Below are 15,791 nucleotides of genomic sequence, written 5' to 3'. Positions count from 1 at the left end.
CGGGATATTCCAGAGGAGGGCCGCATGACCGTACGGCGCGTGATGGGGATCGAGACCGAGTACGGGATCTCCGTGCCGGGCCACCCGAACGCCAACGCCATGCTCACCTCGTCCCAGATCGTCAACGCCTACGCGGCCGCGATGCACCGGGCGCGGCGGGCTCGCTGGGACTTCGAGGAGGAGAACCCGCTGCGGGACGCGCGCGGCTTCGACCTGGCGCGCGACGTGGCCGACTCCAGCCAGCTGACCGACGAGGACATCGGCCTGGCCAACATCATCCTCACCAACGGCGCCCGGTTCTACGTCGACCACGCGCACCCGGAGTACAGCTCGCCGGAGGTCACCAACCCGCGCGACGCGGTGCTCTGGGACAAGGCGGGGGAGCGGATCATGGCCGCCGCGGCCGCCCGCGCCCTGGAGCTGCCGAACGGGCAGCGGATCAACCTCTACAAGAACAACACCGACAACAAGGGCGCTTCCTACGGCACCCACGAGAACTACCTGATGCAGCGGGCCACCCCGTTCGCCGACATCGTCCGCCACCTCACCCCGTTCTTCGTCTCCCGGCAGGTGATCACCGGCGCGGGCCGGGTCGGTCTCGGCCAGGAGGGCAACGCGGACGGCTTCCAGATCAGCCAGCGGGCCGACTACTTCGAGGTCGAGGTCGGGCTCGAGACCACCCTCAAACGGCCCATCATCAACACCCGGGACGAACCGCACGCCGACGCCGAGAAGTACCGCCGGCTGCACGTGATCATCGGGGACGCCAACCTCTCGGAGATCTCCACCTACCTCAAGCTGGGCACCACCGCGCTGGTCCTGACGATGATCGAGGACGGCTTCATCACCGCCGACCTGGCCGTCGACCAGCCGGTCAGGACCTTGCACCGGGTCTCCCACGACCCCTCGCTGAAGTACCAGCTGCAGCTGCGCAACGGCCGCCGGCTGACCGCTGTCCAGCTCCAGCTGGAGTACTTCGAGCTGGCCCGCAAGTACGTCGAGGACCGGTACGGCCAGGACGCCGACGAGCAGACCGTCGACGTGCTGCTGCGCTGGGAGGACGTGCTGAACCGGCTGGAGAACGACCCGATGAGCCTGTCCAGGCAACTGGACTGGATCGCCAAGAAGGAGATCCTGGAGGGCTACCGGCAGCGTGACGGCCTGGACTGGGACAGCTCCCGGCTCCAGCTGGTCGACCTCCAGTACAGCGACGTCCGCCCCGACAAGGGCCTCTACAACCGCCTGGTGGCGCGCGGCCGGTTCGAGCGGCTGCTCACCGAGGACGAGGTCTCCCGGGCGGTCTCCAAGCCCCCGGAGGACACCAGGGCGTACTTCCGGGGCCGCTGTCTGGAGCAGTACGCCGAGCACGTGGCGGCGGCCTCCTGGGACTCCGTCATCTTCGACCTGCCGGGGCGGGACTCGCTCCAGCGGGTGCCGACCCTGGAGCCGCTGCGCGGCACCAGGGAGCACGTCGAGGCGTTGCTGGACCGCTGCCGGACGGCCGAGGACCTGGTCCGCGTACTCTCCGGTGGGTAACTTTTCGATCACCACGGGTGAACATCCCGTGGCGGGGAATCATCCAGACGAACGACGAACGTTGTACAGGAACCGGAAGCGGATGTCGTAGCCGGTCGATAGGGTCGGACCAACCGAGCGAGCGGGGTGAGGGAAATGGCCAGCAAGGACACCGGCGGTGGTCAGCAGCGGGCGAACCGTTCCTCCGAGGAGGTCGAGGAGCAGGCCGCGGAGGCACAGGCCTCGGACGACCTCAAGGAGCGCCAGGAAAAGCTCAACGACGACGTGGACGCGGTCCTGGACGAAATCGACGACGTGCTCGAGTCGAATGCGGAGGATTTCGTCCGGCAGTTCGTCCAGAAGGGCGGCCAGTAGCCGCTCGCCAGTTCTTCCGTCGCGCGCGGCAATCCCGTCAGAAATGCACGGGGTTGCCGCGCGCAAACTTCGGACGACCTGTCAGGTGGATCACGGCCCGCAAACGGGTAGGGTCCGGGGCAAGCGTCTAGTTGATCTACCTGGAAGGAATCGTGTGGAAGCCAACACTGGTGGCACCGGGCGTCTACCGGCTGCCTTCCTGACTCCGGGGTCCTCGTCGTTCTACGACTTCCTCGGCCAGCACTCGCCGGAGCTGCTGCCCGGCGGCCGCAAGCTGCCCGAGGGTCTGACGATCGAGGCGCCGCACGGCACCACCATCGTCGCCGCGGTCTTCGGCGGCGGCGTGGTGATCGCCGGCGACCGCCGCGCCACGATGGGGAACGTGATCGCCCAGCGGGACATCGAGAAGGTGTTCCCGGCGGACGAGTACAGCGCCGTCGGCATCGCCGGCACGGCCGGCCTGGCGGTCGAGATGGTCCGGCTGTTCCAGCTGGAGCTGGAGCACTACGAGAAGATCGAGGGCGCCGTGCTCTCGCTGGAGGGCAAGGCCAACCGGCTGACCACGATGATCCGGGGCAACCTCGGGATGGCCATGCAGGGCCTCGCCGTGGTGCCGATGTTCGCCGGGTACGACCTCCGGCTCGGCCGCGGCCGGATCTTCACCTACGACGTCACCGGCGGCCGGTCCGAGGAGCGCGGCTTCGCGGCCACCGGCTCCGGCTCGGTGTTCGCCCGGGGCTCGCTGAAGAAGCTCTACCGCGCCGACCTGACGGCCGATCAGGCCGCCACCGTGGTGGTGCAGGCGCTGTACGACGCCGCCGACGACGACTCCGCCACCGGTGGCCCCGACATGGCCCGGAAGATCTTCCCGATCGTCTCGCTGATCACCGAGGACGGCTTCCGCCGGCTCACCGACGACGAGGTCTCCACGATCGCGCACTCGATCACCGACGGGCGCCTCGAACACCCCAACGGCCCGCAGGCCCCACTCCTCTAGCCCGCCGGCTCCCAACCAGGAAGGGGACGATCGCCGGTGTCCACACCGTTCTACGTCTCGCCCCAGCAGGCCATGGCGGACCGCGCGGAGTACGCCCGCAAGGGCATCGCGCGCGGCCGCAGCGTGGTCGTGCTCACCTACGACGACGGCATCCTCTTCGTCGCCGAGAACACCTCCCGGGCGCTGCACAAGGTGTCCGAGATCTACGACCAGATCGCCTTCGCCGCGGTCGGCCGCTACAACGAGTTCGAGAACCTGCGGATCGGCGGCGTGCGCTACGCCGACCTGCGCGGGTACTCCTACGACCGGGCCGATGTGACGGCCCGTGGGCTGGCCAACGTGTACGCCCAGACCCTCGGCACGATCTTCTCCTCGGTCGGCGAGAAGCCGTACGAGGTGGAGCTGATCGTGGCCGAGGTCGGCGCCACCACCGCGGACGACCAGATCTACCGGCTCACCCCCGACGGCTCGGTGGTGGACGAGAAGAACGCGGTCGTGGTCGGCGGCAACGCCGACTCGATCGGCAACTACCTGGGCGAGAAGCACCGCGCCGGCCTGACCCTGGCCGGGGCACTGAAGCTCGCCGTGGACGGCCTCGCCAGGGACCCGAACGGCGGCTCCCCGCGGACCATGACGCCGGATCAGCTGGAGGTCGCGGTGCTCGACCGCACCCGCTTCCAGCAGCGGAAGTTCAAGCGCATCCTGGGCGGCCAGCTCGGCCGCCTGCTGAGCGGCGACGACTCCGCCGCCGCGGAGGAGCCGGACGCCTCCGAGTAACCGGTAGCAGCGGGAGCCCGGGCCGGGCTCCCGCTCCGACCGCGGTGAGCTGCTGCACCGTCGGGCTCACCAAGGGTTTCGCAAGGCCTCGCGCAGAGAAGAGGAGCCCTATGGACCGCCGAATTTTCGGGATCGAGAACGAGTACGGCGTCACCTGTACGTTCCGCGGGCAGCGTCGGCTGTCCCCGGACGAGGTGGCCAGGTACCTCTTCCGCCGCGTGGTCTCCTGGGGCCGCAGCAGCAACGTCTTCCTGCGCAACGGGGCCCGGCTGTACCTGGACGTGGGCTCGCACCCCGAGTACGCCACCCCCGAGTGCGACGACGTCACCGAGCTGGTGACGCACGACAAGGCGGGCGAGCGGATCCTCGAGGGGCTGCTGGTGGACGCCGAGCGGCGGCTGCACGAGGAGGGCATCGCGGGCGACGTCTACCTGTTCAAGAACAACACCGACTCGGCCGGCAACTCGTACGGCTGCCACGAGAACTACCTGGTGGCCCGGCACGGCGAGTTCTCCCGGCTGGCCGACGTGCTGATCCCGTTCCTGGTGACCCGTCAGCTGATCTGCGGCGCGGGCAAGGTGCTGCAGACCCCGCGCGGCGCGGTCTACTGCGTCAGCCAGCGGGCCGAGCACATCTGGGAGGGCGTCAGCTCGGCGACCACCCGGTCCCGTCCGATCATCAACACCAGGGACGAGCCGCACGCGGACGCCGAGCGGTACCGCCGGCTGCACGTGATCGTCGGCGACTCCAACATGTCGGAGACCACCACCCTGCTCAAGGTCGGCGCGACCGACCTGGTGCTGCGGCTGATCGAGGCCGGGGTGGTGCTGCGCGACCTGACGCTGGAGAACCCGATCCGGGCGATCCGCGAGGTCAGCCACGACCTCACCGGCACCCACCAGGTCCGGCTCGCCAACGGGCGGGAGGCCAGCGCGCTGGACATCCAGGAGGAGTACTACTCCAAGGCGCTGGAGTTCGCCGACCGCAAGGGCATCAACACCGGCACCATCGCCCGGGTGCTGGACCTCTGGGGCCGCACCCTGGAGGCGGTCCGCACCGAGAACTTCGGCTCGGTCGCCACCGAGATCGACTGGATCATGAAGCACCAGCTGATCGAGCGGTACCGCGAGAAGCACCAGATGAGCATGTCCAACCCCCGGGTGGCCCAGATCGACCTGGCGTACCACGACATCCACCGCCGGCGCGGGCTGTTCTACCTGCTGCAGAACAAGGGCCAGGCGGAGCGGGTGACCACCGACCTGAAGACCTTCGAGGCCAAGTCGGTGCCCCCGCAGACCACTCGGGCCCGGCTGCGCGGCGACTTCATCCGGCGGGCGCAGGAGCAGCGCCGGGACTTCACCGTCGACTGGGTGCACCTCAAGCTGAACGACCAGGCGCAGCGCACCGTGCTGTGCAAGGACCCGTTCCGTTCGGTGGACGAGCGGGTGGAGAAGCTGATCGCGGGTATGTGAGTGGTGCCTCCGAGGTGGCGAGTGGATCGGGCCGTACGCTGTCGGGCGTTGTAGCGCCTCGTACTTGACCGACAGTTAGGAACACCGTGCGTCGTATCGCCGGTCTGCTCGCCGTCCTGCCGCTCGTCCTGCTCACCGCGTGCAGCAGTGACGGGTCTCCCTCCTCGGGGGCGTCCGCGACGTCCACGGCCTCCGCCACCGCGGTGCCGAGCCCGGTGGCCTCGGCCTCGCCGATGCCCACCGTGGCGGGGAACTTCGGCAGCAAGGCCACCATCACCATCCCGGCCGGGCAGCCGAGCGGCCAGTTCGTGGTGAACACGGTGAGCGAGGGGGACGGCGCCACGGTCGCCAAGAACGACTGGGTGACCGTCAACTACACCGCCAAGGACTGGACCACCGGCAAGGACGTCACCAGCTCCTACGACTCCGGCAGCAAGCCGCAGCTCTACCAGGCGGCCAGCGGGCAGCTGGTGCCCGCCTTCGACCAGAGCGTGCTCGGGAAGAAGGTCGGCAGCCGGCTGCTGGTGGTGGCCCCGCCGGCCGCCGCCTTCGGTACTCAGGGCAAGGCCGACCTCGGGGTCGGGGCGGGCGACACCGTGGTCTTCGTACTGGACGTCATGGAGAGCCTGCCGCCGGACTCCACCATCGGCGGCGCGATCACCCAGCCGCCGGCCGACATGCCGCAGGTCAAGGACAACGGCAAGGCCGCGCCGACCATCACCATCCCGGCCGGCCCGCCCGCGCCGCCGGCCGACCTGAAGACCTTCGTGCTGGTGAAGGGCGACGGCAAGCCGGTGCAGTCGGGGCAGACCCTGGTGGTCCAGTACACCGGCGTGCTGTGGGCCGACGGGAAGCAGTTCGACTCCTCCTGGAGCCACGGCGGGGCGCAGGCGCTGCAGGTCGGCACCGGCAGCCTGATCAAGGGCTGGGACCAGGGCCTGGTCGGTCAGACCGTGGGCAGCCGGGTGGAGCTGGTGGTGCCGCCGACGCTCGGCTACGGGGACAAGGCGCAGTCCTCCGTCCCGGCGAACTCGACCCTGGTCTTCGTGATCGACATCCTCGAGGCCGTCTGAGGTATTCCGGCGTCCTGCCTCTTACCGCGCTCTCACCTACACCTGACATACTGTCGCGCACTGTGGCAGGTGTCCGTCAGGACCCGGTGAGGGCGCGGCGCGGCGAGATGGATGGGGAGTCATGACTGACAAGAGTGCCGGTGGCGCGAACGACGGAGCAGTGGCCGACCCGGCGGCCGCACGGCCCGGTGGGCCACTGCCCGGCGACGGCGAGTCGATCGTCGTCCCGCCCGCCATTCTGAAGCAGCAGGCCGGCTGGGGTCAGGCCGAGGCCAGGCGGGCCGAGAGCGCCGGCGAGAAGGACGAGACCCCGCAGGTCTTCGCGTCCAACGTGCGCAAGAAGGACCTCTCGGAGGCCGGCTACGACGAGAACCCCGGCTCGGTGGGCCGGCTCGGCGTGATCCTCGGCACCGTGCTCGCGGTGCTGCTGGTCGGCAGCGGCGTGACGCTGATCGTGGCGAACAAGTCGGACAGCAAGAAGCCGGCCGCCGACGCGGCCCCGAGCAGCCCGGCCTCCCCGGCCGCCCCGAGCCAGGCCCCGGTGCCGCCGATCAAGACGGACGCCAAGGTGCTGCCGAAGGTCACCGGTGAGCTGGGCACGAAGGCCGTCATCGAGCTGCCCGCGGAGGCGGCCGACGGCAACTTCGTGGTCAAGACGCTGATCGAGGGCACCGGGCCGAAGGTCGGCAAGGGCAACTGGGTCACCGCCGACTTCACCAGCAAGGACTGGACCACCGGCAAGGACCTGGCCAGCTCCTTCGACCAGAAGAAGCCGCAGCTGTTCCAGGCCGGCGGCGGCAAGCTGATCCCCGCCCTGGACGACGCGGTGACCGGTCACGCGGCCGGCAGCCGGGTGCTGGTGATCGCTCCGCCGGCCGCCGCCTTCGGCGACCAGGGCAACCCGCAGATGGGTGTCGGGGCCAAGGACAACCTGGTCTTCGTGATCGACATCAAGCAGGCCACCGCGCCGGACGCCACCGTCAGCGGTGACGTGGCCGAGCCCGCCGAGGGCATGCCCAAGGTGAAGGACAACGGCAAGAAGCCGGCCACCATCACCCCCGTGCCGGGTGTCGCGGCGCCGACCGAGCTGAAGACCTCGGTGCTGATCGCGGGCAAGGGCCGCAAGATCGAGTCCGGCGAGAAGGTCGTCGTCCAGTACACCGGCGCGCTGTACGCCGACGGAAAGCAGTTCGACTCCTCGCTGGAGCGCGGCCAGGCGTTCAGCTTCGCCACCGGCGGTGGCGGCGTCATCGAGGGCTGGGACAAGGCGGTCACCGGCCAGACCGTCGGCAGCCGGATCGAGGTCGTCATCCCGCCCGCCCTCGGCTACGGCGACAAGGCCTCGGAGAAGATCCCGGCCAACTCGACGCTGGTCTTCGTGATCGACATTCTGGACGCGGGTGTCGGCGCGGCCGACTAGTACCGGCCCCGTCGCGTAACGTGTTCCTGTTACATCACCGAACGAGAAGAGCTTTGTTGTGAGCCTTACCAAGCCGGAGATCGACTTCCCGGTCGGCGACGCGCCGACCGAGCTGCAGATCCGTGACATCGTCGTCGGTGACGGTGCCGAGGCCAAGGCCGGCGCCAACGTCCAGGTCCACTACGTGGGCGTGACGTTCGCCACCGGCGAGGAGTTCGACGCCTCCTGGAACCGCGGCCAGACCTTCAGCTTCCCGCTGGGCGGCGGCCGGGTCATCAAGGGCTGGGACCAGGGTGTCCAGGGCATGAAGGTCGGCGGCCGCCGCGAGCTGGTCATCCCGCCGCACCTGGCGTACGGGAACCAGTCGCCGAGCCCGCTGATCCCGGCCGGTTCGACCCTGATCTTCGTGGTCGACCTGCTCGGCGTCTGACGGATTGTCACCCTGGGCCGTACCCCGCACTCGCGGGGTGCGGCCCTCGGCTTTCCCCGGCCGGGTCGCTACCGGTACGGTCATCGGCGGATCAAGATGTACCCCCAGTTACCGGAAAGGTCCGCGATGGCGATCGCCAAGGCAGAGCGGCTGATGAACCTCGCCCTGTGCCTGATGAACACCAGACGTCCGCTCTCCAAGAAGGAGCTCCGGGAGTCCGTCGAGGCCTACCGCGAGGCCTGGCAGCAGGGCAGCGAAGAGGCCTTCAACCGGATGTTCGAGCGCGACAAGGACGACCTGCGCGAACTCGGCCTGGTCATCGACGTCGACGAGAACGCGCTGGACGGCGAGGTCGGCTACCTGGCCCGCCGGGACCGCAACCGGCTGCCGGAGATCGCGCTGGACGCCGAGGAGGCCGCCGCGCTGACGCTGGCCGCCCGGGTCTGGCAGCAGGCCAAGATGTCCGGCGCCGCCAGCGGCGCGCTGCAGAAGCTGCGGGCCGGCGGGATGCCGATCACCGAGGAGAGCGCGAACAGCGCGCTGGAGCCGCGCATCCCGGCCCGCGAGGCGGCCTTCGAGCCGCTGCTGACCGCCGCCCGGGACCGACGGCCCGTCACCTTCGAGTACCGCAAGGCCGGGGCGTCCGCCGCCGAGCAGCGCGCGGTGGAGCCGTGGGCGCTGGAGTGCTGGCGCGGCCACTGGTACCTGGCCGGCTGGGACCGCGACCGGGAGGCCGCCCGGGTGTTCCGGCTCAGCCGGATCACCGGCAAGGTGCGCTCCCGGGCCGGGCAGTTCACCGGCGCCGTCCCCGAGCACGTGGACGTGCGCGCGGTGGTGGCCAGGTTCGCCGGTGAGGGCGCGACCGCCAGCGCCACCGTCCGGCTGCGCCAGGGCGCGGGCTTCCCGCTCCGTACCAAGGCGCTCAAGGTCACCGAGCTGACCGGCGGCTGGGACGAGCTGGAGATCCCGTACGGCAACGGCCTGGCCGCCGACCTGGCCGAGTTCGGCCCGGACCTGGTGGTGCTGGGGCCCGAGGAGCTGCGGGCAGACGTCATCGACCGGCTGCGCGCGGTGGCCGGTCTCGCACCGGAGGGGCAGCTGTGAGCAACGCGATCGACCAGACCCGGCGGATGCTCTCGCTGGTCACCTACCTGCGCGAGCGCCCGGGGGCCGAGGTGGCCGAGGTGGCCCGGGCGTTCGGGATCACCGAGCGGGAGCTGATCAACGACCTGAACGTGCTGCCGATGTGCGGCACCAGCTTCCGCGGCGGCGACCTGCTGGACATCGACACCGACGGCGAGCGGATCTGGTGGCACAACGTCGACGACGTGGCCCAGCCGCTGCGGCTGGCCGCCGACGAGGCGACCGCGCTGCTGGTGGCCGCCCGTGCGGTGGCCGGGCTGCCCGGCCTGCGTGAGCGGGACCGGCAGGCGCTCACCCGGGCGGTCGCCAAGATCGAGGACGCGGCCGGCGAGAGCGCCGAGTCCAGCGCCCGGGTCGGGGTGACCTTCGAGGCCGAGGGCCAGGTCTTCGCCGACATCGACCGCGCGCTGAGCGAGGGCCGGCTGATCTGGCTGCGCTACTGGTCGCACGGGCGAGGCGGTATGACGGAGCGTCTGGTGGACCCGATCCGCCTGGTCACCGAGGGGCACACCTACCTCGAGGGCTGGTGCCGGACCTCCGAGGACCGGCGGGTCTTCCGGCTGGACCGGGTGGCCGAGATCAAGGTGCTGGACGAGCCCGCGGCCCCGCCGCGGCTGGAGCCGCGCGACCTGTCCGCCGGGCTGGTCTCGCCGGCCGCCGACGACCCCGAGGTGGTGGTCGAGGTCGGCGCCGGCGGTCGCTGGGTGGCCGAGTACTACACCCACGACGCGGCCGAGGAACTCCCGGACGGCGGGCTGCGGATCACCCTGCGCAGCGCCGACCCGGCCGGGCTGCGCCCGCTGGCCCTGCGGCTGGGCCGGGACGGCCGGATCGTCTCGCCGGCCGAGCTGGCCGATTCGGCCCGGGCCGCCGCCCTGGCCGCGCTCGAGGGGTACCGGGACTGATCCGTGGCCGAGGGCACCAGATTCAAGGTCTACTGCTCGGACTGCCGGGCGAAGGTGGAGCTGGCGGCGGACGGCTTCCGGCTGGCGCTCGGCGCCACCCGGGAGCGGACCTTCTACAGCTTCACCTGCCCGGAGTGCGGCGCCTCGGTGCGCAAGCCCGCGGGTGAGAACATCGTGGCGGCGTTGACCAGGGCCGGGGTCAGCACCATGCGCCTGCTGCCGGTCGAGGGATAGGGGAGGGCACCGTGCCGTGGACCATGACCGCCGCCGTCCTGCTGGCCACCGCCGGGCTGCTGGTCCTCGGCGCGCTGGCCGGCCGGCTCTGGCTGGACGTCAGATCGCTGGCCCGCGAGGTGGACGCTGCCTCCCGCGCGCTGGCCGAGGCCGCGGGCCAGCTCAAACCTTCCTAGGCCCTCGTTCCCGTTCGGTCACCCGCAGGGGCTACCATCGCCCGAAGTGGGGGAGTGCTGCCCCTGGGAGAAAAGGTGGTCGCACATGAGGATCGGAACGATTCTGATCATCGTCGTCCTGGCCCTGCTGCTGTTCGGCGCGAAGCGACTGCCCGACCTGGCCCGTTCGCTCGGGAAGTCGGCGCGCATTCTCAAGGCCGAGACCAAGGCGCTGAAGGACGAGACGGTGGCCGCCGCCAAGGAGGGGGCCACCGAACCGATCGAGGCCCCGCGGGTCATCAAGAACGCCCCCGGCCAGACCGCACGAGTTGAGGACCGAGGTTGAGCAAGTCCGAGAAGGCCGTGAAGTCGGCCAAGGACCCCGAAGGCCGGATGGCGCTCGCCGAGCACCTGCGCGAACTGCGCAACCGGCTGGTCAAGTCGCTGCTGGCGATCATCGCGATCACGATCGTCGCGTTCTTCTACCACCGGCAGATCACCGACTTCCTGATCGCGCCGCTGCCGGTCTGCGGTCCGGACGGTAAGCCGCTGCCGGGCGACGTCAACTGCGCGCTGGTGTCCAACATCGGTCTGCTGAGCCCCTTCACGGTGCTGCTCAAGGTCGCCCTGACGACCGGTGTGGTGCTCTCCACCCCGATCTGGCTCTACCAGCTGTGGAAGTTCGTCGCGCCGGGCCTGCACCAGAACGAGCGCCGCTACACGCTCTCGTTCCTCGGCCTTGGCACCCCGCTGTTCCTGGCGGGCGCCGCGCTGGCGTACGTGATCATGCCGGTGACGGCGCAGATGCTGATCTCACTGACCGCCAGCGGGGTCACCTCGATCCTGCCGGTGGAGAACTACCTCGACATCATCACCAGGATGGTGCTGGTCTTCGGTTTCGGCTTCGAGTTCCCGCTGCTGCTGGTGATGCTCAACCTGGTCGGGGTGGTCAGCGGCAAGCGGCTGCTCGGCTGGTGGCGCGGGATGATCATGGCGATCACCGTCTTCGCCGCCTTCGCCACCCCGAGCGCGGACCCGCTCTCGATGCTGGGCCTGGCCGCGCCGATCATCCTGCTGTACTTCGTCGCGGTCGGCGTGGCGCTGCTGAACGACCGCCGCCGGGCCCGGCGCAACCCGGACGCCGGGCTGGACGAGGACGAAGCCTCGCACCTGGACCTCTCGGTGGGCGCCGTCGACGCGGCCGAGGGCATCGAGGCCTCCGCCGCCCCCGAGCTGCCGACGGCCGTCCCGGCGGCGCGCCGTGAGCAGCTGGACGACATCACCTGACGCTCCGTCAAGTAATCATTGAGGCCCCGGCCTGCTGGTCTTCCAGCGGGCCGGGGCCTCTCTGTCGTGTCCACGGCCTTGGCAACACCAACGCCATGTGACATATTACTGACGTGTCCAAGAGATCCCCGCATGATGTCGTGGTGGTCGGCGCCGGTGTGGTCGGCGCCGCCTGCGCCTACTACGCCGCCCAGGCCGGCCTGGCCGTCACCGTGGTCGACCGCGGCCCGGTGGCCGGCGGCACCACCGGTGCGGGGGAGGGGAACCTGCTGGTCTCCGACAAGGAGCCGGGGCCCGAGCTCGACCTCGCGCTGTTCTCCACCGGCCTCTGGCGGACCATCGCCGAGCAGCTGGGCGAGCGGGTCGAGTACGAGCCCAAGGGCGGCCTGGTGGTCGCCGCCGCCGAGGCCGGGATGACCGCGCTGCGGGCCTTCGCGGCCGAGCAGACCAAGGCCGGGGTGGTCTCCGCCGAGATCCCCGGCGACCGGCTGGCCGAGCTGGAGCCGCACCTGGCACCCGGCCTGGCCGGCGGCTTCCACTATCCCCAGGACGCCCAGGTTCAGCCCGCACTGGCAGCCGCTCACCTGCTGCGGGCCTCCGGAGCGTCGATCCGGCTCGGTGAGACCGTCACCGCGATCCGCACCGGTCCGTCCGGTGAGGTGCTCGGTGTCACCACCGACCGGGGCCGGATCGACGCCCCCGCCGTGATCAACGCGGCCGGCACCTGGGGCGGTGAACTCGCCGCGCTGGCCGGGGTGACCCTGCCGGTGCTGCCCCGCCGGGGCTTCGTGCTGGTCACCGAACCGCTGCCGAGGATCGTCCGGCACAAGGTCTACGCCGCCGACTACGTGGCCGACGTGGCCAGCGGCTCGGCCGCCCTGCAGACCTCCGCCGTGGTCGAGGGCACCCCCGCCGGGCCGGTGCTGATCGGCGCCAGCCGGGAGCGGGTCGGCTTCGACCGGACCCTCTCGGTCGAGGTGCTCCAGCGGCTGGCCGCCAACGCCGCCGCGCTCTTCCCGGTGCTGCGCACCGTCGCGGTCCAGCGCGCCTACCGGGGCTTCCGCCCCTACCTGCCGGACCACCTGCCCGCGATCGGCGCCGACCCTCGGGTGCCCGGCCTGTTCCACGCCTGCGGCCACGAGGGCGCGGGCATCGGCCTGGCCCCCGCCACCGGCCTGCTGATCGCCCGTCAGCTCACCGGCGAACGGCCCGAGCTCGACCTCACCCCGTTCCGCGCCGACCGCTTCGACGGCGCCGCCGCGTGAACGCCGAACCCCGGAGAGGACGCACCATGCGCCGAACCCCCGCCGAACTGGTCGGCGCACGGCCCGAGCCCGGGCACACCATCGACTTCGACGGCCGTCCGGTCCCCGCCCTGCCGGGCCAGAGCATCGCCGCCGCGCTGTGGGCGGAGGGCATCCTGGCCTGGCGCACCACCCGGGTGAACGGCCGCCCGCGCGGCGCCTTCTGCGGGATCGGCGCCTGCTACGACTGCCTGGCCACCGTCAACGGGATCGCCAGTCAGCGCACCTGCCTGCTGCCCGCCGAGCCCGGCACCACCGTCACCACCCAGGAGGGCCACGGCCGTGCCGACCTCGCCGTCTGACACCTCTGCCCCGTACGACCTGGCCGTGATCGGGGCCGGTCCCGCCGGTCTGGCCGCCGCCGTCACCGCCGCCGAACTCGGCCTGCGCTGCGTCCTGCTGGACGCGGGCCCGCGCCCCGGCGGCCAGTACTACCGCCACCCCGCGCCCGGTCTGGGCGCCGCCCACCCGGAGCGGCTGCACCACGGCTGGTCCGCCTTCACCGGCCTGACCGGCCGGCTGGCCGCCAGTACGGTCACCCACCTGACGGAGCACCACGTCTGGACCGCCGAGCGCGGTGAGGTCTGGCGTCTGCACGCCACCGTCGGGGCCGGGGCCACCGGCAGCGCGGTGGTCGAGGCGAAGGCCGTGCTGCTGGCCACCGGCGCGTACGAGCGCCAGCTGCCCTTCCCCGGCTGGACGCTGCCCGGGGTGGTCACCGCGGGTGGCGCGCAGGCGATGCTCAAGGCGGGCCTGGTGCTGCCCGGCCGCCGGATCGTGGTCGCGGGCTCGGGCCCGCTGCTGCTGGCCGCCGCCTCCTCGCTGGTCTCCGCCGGGGCGAGCGTCCCGGCGGTGGTCGAGGCGGGCAACTACCTCGGCTACGCCCGGGGGCTCGGTACGCTCGCGGCCAACCCCGCCAAGCTGGTCGAGGGCGTCGGGCACGGTGCCACGCTGCTGCGCGGCAAGGTCCGGCTGCGGCGTTCCAGCGCGGTGGTGGAGGCGCACGGCACCGACCGGGTGACCGGGGTGACGGTGGCCCGGCTGGACGCCGAGTGGCGCCCGGTGCCCGGCACCGAGCGGCGGATCGACTGCGACGCGGTGGCGGTCGGCCACGGCCTGCTGCCGCAGATCGAGCTGGCCACCGAGCTGGGCGCGGAGACCGTGCTGACGGCGGATCAGACCGTCGCGCTCAAGGTCGACGAGGGGCTGCGCACCAGCCTGTCCGGGCTCTGGGCGGCGGGGGAGACCTGCGGTGTCGGCGGGGCCGACCTGGCGATCGCCGAGGGCGAGCTGGCGGCCCGGGTGATCGCCGGCGCCCCGGTGCCGGCCGCGCTGCGCCGCCGCCGGGACCGCCGCCGGGCCTTCGCCGCGCTGATGGCAGCCGCGCACCGCCCGGGCCCCGGTTGGACGGACTGGCTCCGCCCCGACACCGACGTCTGCCGCTGCGAGGAGGTCCCGGTCGCCGCCGTCCGGGAGGCCGTCGAGGAGCTCGGCGCGACCGACCCACGGACCGTCAAACTCCTCACCCGAGCCGGGATGGGCTGGTGCCAGGGCCGGATGTGCGGCCCCGCCGTAGCCTGTCTCTCCGGCAGCACCGAACTGCGTCCGGACTCCCGCCCGCTCTCCTGCCCCGTGCCGCTGGCCCACCTGGCCGACGGTTCCTGACACAAGGGGGACAGCCCGTCCGCTGTGCCCCCTTGTGTCCGCTCATCCCATCTAATAAAATGTCACACCTCACCTTCCAAGGAGTAGTCCACGTGTCCGCAACGCACGAGCCCACCCGTCCCTGGCGCGGCATCATGGTCGCCACCACGCTCCCCCTGCGTGCCGACCTCTCCGTCGACTACGACGCGTACGGCGAGCACGTCCAGTGGCTGATCGCCAACGGCTGCGACGGCGTCGTCCCGAACGGCTCGCTCGGCGAGTATCAGACCCTCACCGCCGAGGAGCGGGCCCGGGTCGTCACCACCGCGGTCGAGGCCGCCGGTGACGGTTCCCGGGTGATGCCCGGTGTCGCCGCCTACGGCAGCGCCGAGTCCCGCCGCTGGGCCGAGCAGGCCGCCGAGGCCGGGGCCGGCTCCGTCCTGCTGCTCCCGCCGAACGCCTACCGCGCCGACCACGCCGCCGTCCGCGCGCACTACGCGGACGTCGCCCAGGCCGGTCTGCCGATCGTCGCCTACAACAACCCGATCGACACCAAGGTCGACCTGGTCCCCGAGCTGCTCGCGCAGCTGCACGCCGACGGCTCGATCGTGGCCGTCAAGGAGTTCAGCGGCGACGTCCGCCGGGCCTACCAGATCGCCGAGCTGGCTCCCGACCTCGACCTGCTGATCGGCGCCGATGACGTGCTGCTCGAGCTGGCCGTCGGTGGCGCGGTGGGCTGGATCGCCGGGTACCCGAACGCGCTGCCGCAGGCCAGCGCCAAGCTGTTCCGGGCCGCCGTGGCCGGTGACCTGGAGACCGCGGTGCCGCTGTACCGCTCGCTGCACTCGCTGCTGCGCTGGGACTCCAAGACCGAGTTCGTCCAGGCCATCAAGCTCTCGATGGACATCGCCGGCCGCCCCGGCGGTCCGGTCCGTCCGCCGCGCTTCCCGCTCACCCCGGAGATCGAGGCGGCCGTCCGCGCCGCGACCGAGAAGGCCCTCGCCGACGGTCTGGTCTGACCGTCCGTCACACCGAGGAATTGCCAGTGGCCGGCTGCGGG

Annotated in this window: 18 protein-coding genes; all 18 read left to right on the top strand. The window is 71.5% G+C overall.

Features of this window, described 5'->3' with window-relative positions:
* The first annotated feature begins 24 nt into the window (after positions 1-24).
* The 18 genes from dop to F4556_RS04940 all read left to right on the top strand — a co-directional run bounded on the left by dop (position 25) and on the right by F4556_RS04940 (position 15,750).
* Positions 25-1,536 carry a depupylase/deamidase Dop gene (dop, locus tag F4556_RS05025; protein ID WP_184911932.1) on the top strand — a complete coding sequence of 504 codons (1,512 nt, stop codon included), beginning with the start codon at positions 25-27 and terminating at the stop codon, positions 1,534-1,536.
* Between the two features lie 135 nt (positions 1,537-1,671).
* Positions 1,672-1,890 carry a ubiquitin-like protein Pup gene (locus F4556_RS05020; RefSeq protein ID WP_184911930.1) on the top strand — a complete coding sequence of 73 codons (219 nt, stop codon included), beginning with the start codon at positions 1,672-1,674 and terminating at the stop codon, positions 1,888-1,890.
* Positions 1,891-2,044: 154 nt separating this feature from the next.
* Positions 2,045-2,887, top strand: coding sequence for a proteasome subunit beta (gene prcB / locus F4556_RS05015; RefSeq protein ID WP_184911928.1), 843 nt, complete (start codon positions 2,045-2,047; stop codon positions 2,885-2,887).
* A 36-nt stretch (positions 2,888-2,923) separates the two neighbouring features.
* Positions 2,924-3,664 carry a proteasome subunit alpha gene (gene prcA / locus F4556_RS05010; RefSeq protein WP_184911927.1) on the top strand — a complete coding sequence of 247 codons (741 nt, stop codon included), beginning with the start codon at positions 2,924-2,926 and terminating at the stop codon, positions 3,662-3,664.
* 110 nt (positions 3,665-3,774) lie between these two features.
* Positions 3,775-5,136 (top strand): Pup--protein ligase, encoded by a 1,362-nt coding sequence (gene pafA / locus F4556_RS05005; RefSeq protein ID WP_184911925.1) that lies wholly within the window; start codon positions 3,775-3,777, stop codon positions 5,134-5,136.
* Positions 5,137-5,222: 86 nt separating this feature from the next.
* On the top strand, positions 5,223-6,209 hold the full coding sequence (locus tag F4556_RS05000) for an FKBP-type peptidyl-prolyl cis-trans isomerase (protein ID WP_184911924.1): 987 nt from the start codon (positions 5,223-5,225) through the stop codon (positions 6,207-6,209).
* Positions 6,210-6,330: 121 nt separating this feature from the next.
* Positions 6,331-7,629, top strand: coding sequence for an FKBP-type peptidyl-prolyl cis-trans isomerase (locus F4556_RS04995; protein ID WP_184911922.1), 1,299 nt, complete (start codon positions 6,331-6,333; stop codon positions 7,627-7,629).
* Between the two features lie 58 nt (positions 7,630-7,687).
* Positions 7,688-8,059: an FKBP-type peptidyl-prolyl cis-trans isomerase gene (locus F4556_RS04990; protein ID WP_184911920.1), complete on the top strand. Its 372-nt coding sequence runs from the start codon at positions 7,688-7,690 to the stop codon at positions 8,057-8,059.
* Positions 8,060-8,185: 126 nt separating this feature from the next.
* Positions 8,186-9,163, top strand: coding sequence for a helix-turn-helix transcriptional regulator (locus F4556_RS04985; RefSeq protein ID WP_184911918.1), 978 nt, complete (start codon positions 8,186-8,188; stop codon positions 9,161-9,163).
* Positions 9,164-9,189: 26 nt separating this feature from the next.
* Positions 9,190-10,107 (top strand): helix-turn-helix transcriptional regulator, encoded by a 918-nt coding sequence (locus F4556_RS04980; RefSeq protein WP_184924299.1) that lies wholly within the window; start codon positions 9,190-9,192, stop codon positions 10,105-10,107.
* A 3-nt stretch (positions 10,108-10,110) separates the two neighbouring features.
* Positions 10,111-10,341 (top strand): hypothetical protein, encoded by a 231-nt coding sequence (locus F4556_RS04975; protein ID WP_184911917.1) that lies wholly within the window; start codon positions 10,111-10,113, stop codon positions 10,339-10,341.
* An 11-nt stretch (positions 10,342-10,352) separates the two neighbouring features.
* Entirely contained in the window at positions 10,353-10,517 is a 165-nt protein-coding gene (locus F4556_RS04970; RefSeq protein ID WP_184911915.1) for a hypothetical protein, read from the top strand.
* Positions 10,518-10,602: 85 nt separating this feature from the next.
* A complete protein-coding gene (gene tatA, locus F4556_RS04965) occupies positions 10,603-10,842 on the top strand; it encodes a Sec-independent protein translocase subunit TatA (protein WP_184911914.1) in 240 nt (79 codons plus the stop codon).
* Positions 10,843-10,889: 47 nt separating this feature from the next.
* Positions 10,890-11,783 carry a twin-arginine translocase subunit TatC gene (tatC, locus tag F4556_RS04960; protein ID WP_184924297.1) on the top strand — a complete coding sequence of 298 codons (894 nt, stop codon included), beginning with the start codon at positions 10,890-10,892 and terminating at the stop codon, positions 11,781-11,783.
* Positions 11,784-11,896: 113 nt separating this feature from the next.
* Positions 11,897-13,048 (top strand): NAD(P)/FAD-dependent oxidoreductase, encoded by a 1,152-nt coding sequence (locus tag F4556_RS04955; protein ID WP_184911912.1) that lies wholly within the window; start codon positions 11,897-11,899, stop codon positions 13,046-13,048.
* 26 nt (positions 13,049-13,074) lie between these two features.
* Entirely contained in the window at positions 13,075-13,389 is a 315-nt protein-coding gene (locus F4556_RS04950) for a (2Fe-2S)-binding protein (RefSeq protein ID WP_184911910.1), read from the top strand.
* A complete protein-coding gene (locus tag F4556_RS38950) occupies positions 13,370-14,752 on the top strand; it encodes an FAD/NAD(P)-dependent oxidoreductase (protein WP_184911909.1) in 1,383 nt (460 codons plus the stop codon). Before F4556_RS04950 ends, F4556_RS38950 begins: the two co-directional genes overlap by 20 nt.
* A 134-nt stretch (positions 14,753-14,886) precedes the next feature.
* Positions 14,887-15,750, top strand: a complete 864-nt coding sequence (locus F4556_RS04940) for a dihydrodipicolinate synthase family protein (protein WP_376775776.1) — start codon at positions 14,887-14,889, stop codon at positions 15,748-15,750.
* Positions 15,751-15,791: the final 41 nt, after the last annotated feature.

The organism is Kitasatospora gansuensis, assembly GCF_014203705.1.
Taxonomy (GTDB): Bacteria; Actinomycetota; Actinomycetes; order Streptomycetales; family Streptomycetaceae; genus Kitasatospora; species Kitasatospora gansuensis.
Note: the sequence above shows the minus strand (reverse complement) of the source record. Positions and strands in the feature narration are given on the sequence as shown.

Coding starts and splice junctions, on each gene's coding strand:
- dop (WP_184911932.1), top strand. CDS start 25: ATGACCGTACGGCGCGTGATGGGGATCGAGACCGAGTACGGGATCTCC.
- F4556_RS05020 (WP_184911930.1), top strand. CDS start 1,672: ATGGCCAGCAAGGACACCGGCGGTGGTCAGCAGCGGGCGAACCGTTCC.
- pafA (WP_184911925.1), top strand. CDS start 3,775: ATGGACCGCCGAATTTTCGGGATCGAGAACGAGTACGGCGTCACCTGT.
- F4556_RS04995 (WP_184911922.1), top strand. CDS start 6,331: ATGACTGACAAGAGTGCCGGTGGCGCGAACGACGGAGCAGTGGCCGAC.
- F4556_RS04985 (WP_184911918.1), top strand. CDS start 8,186: ATGGCGATCGCCAAGGCAGAGCGGCTGATGAACCTCGCCCTGTGCCTG.
- F4556_RS04980 (WP_184924299.1), top strand. CDS start 9,190: ATGCTCTCGCTGGTCACCTACCTGCGCGAGCGCCCGGGGGCCGAGGTG.
- tatA (WP_184911914.1), top strand. CDS start 10,603: ATGAGGATCGGAACGATTCTGATCATCGTCGTCCTGGCCCTGCTGCTG.
- tatC (WP_184924297.1), top strand. CDS start 10,890: ATGGCGCTCGCCGAGCACCTGCGCGAACTGCGCAACCGGCTGGTCAAG.
- F4556_RS04950 (WP_184911910.1), top strand. CDS start 13,075: ATGCGCCGAACCCCCGCCGAACTGGTCGGCGCACGGCCCGAGCCCGGG.
- F4556_RS04940 (WP_376775776.1), top strand. CDS start 14,887: ATGGTCGCCACCACGCTCCCCCTGCGTGCCGACCTCTCCGTCGACTAC.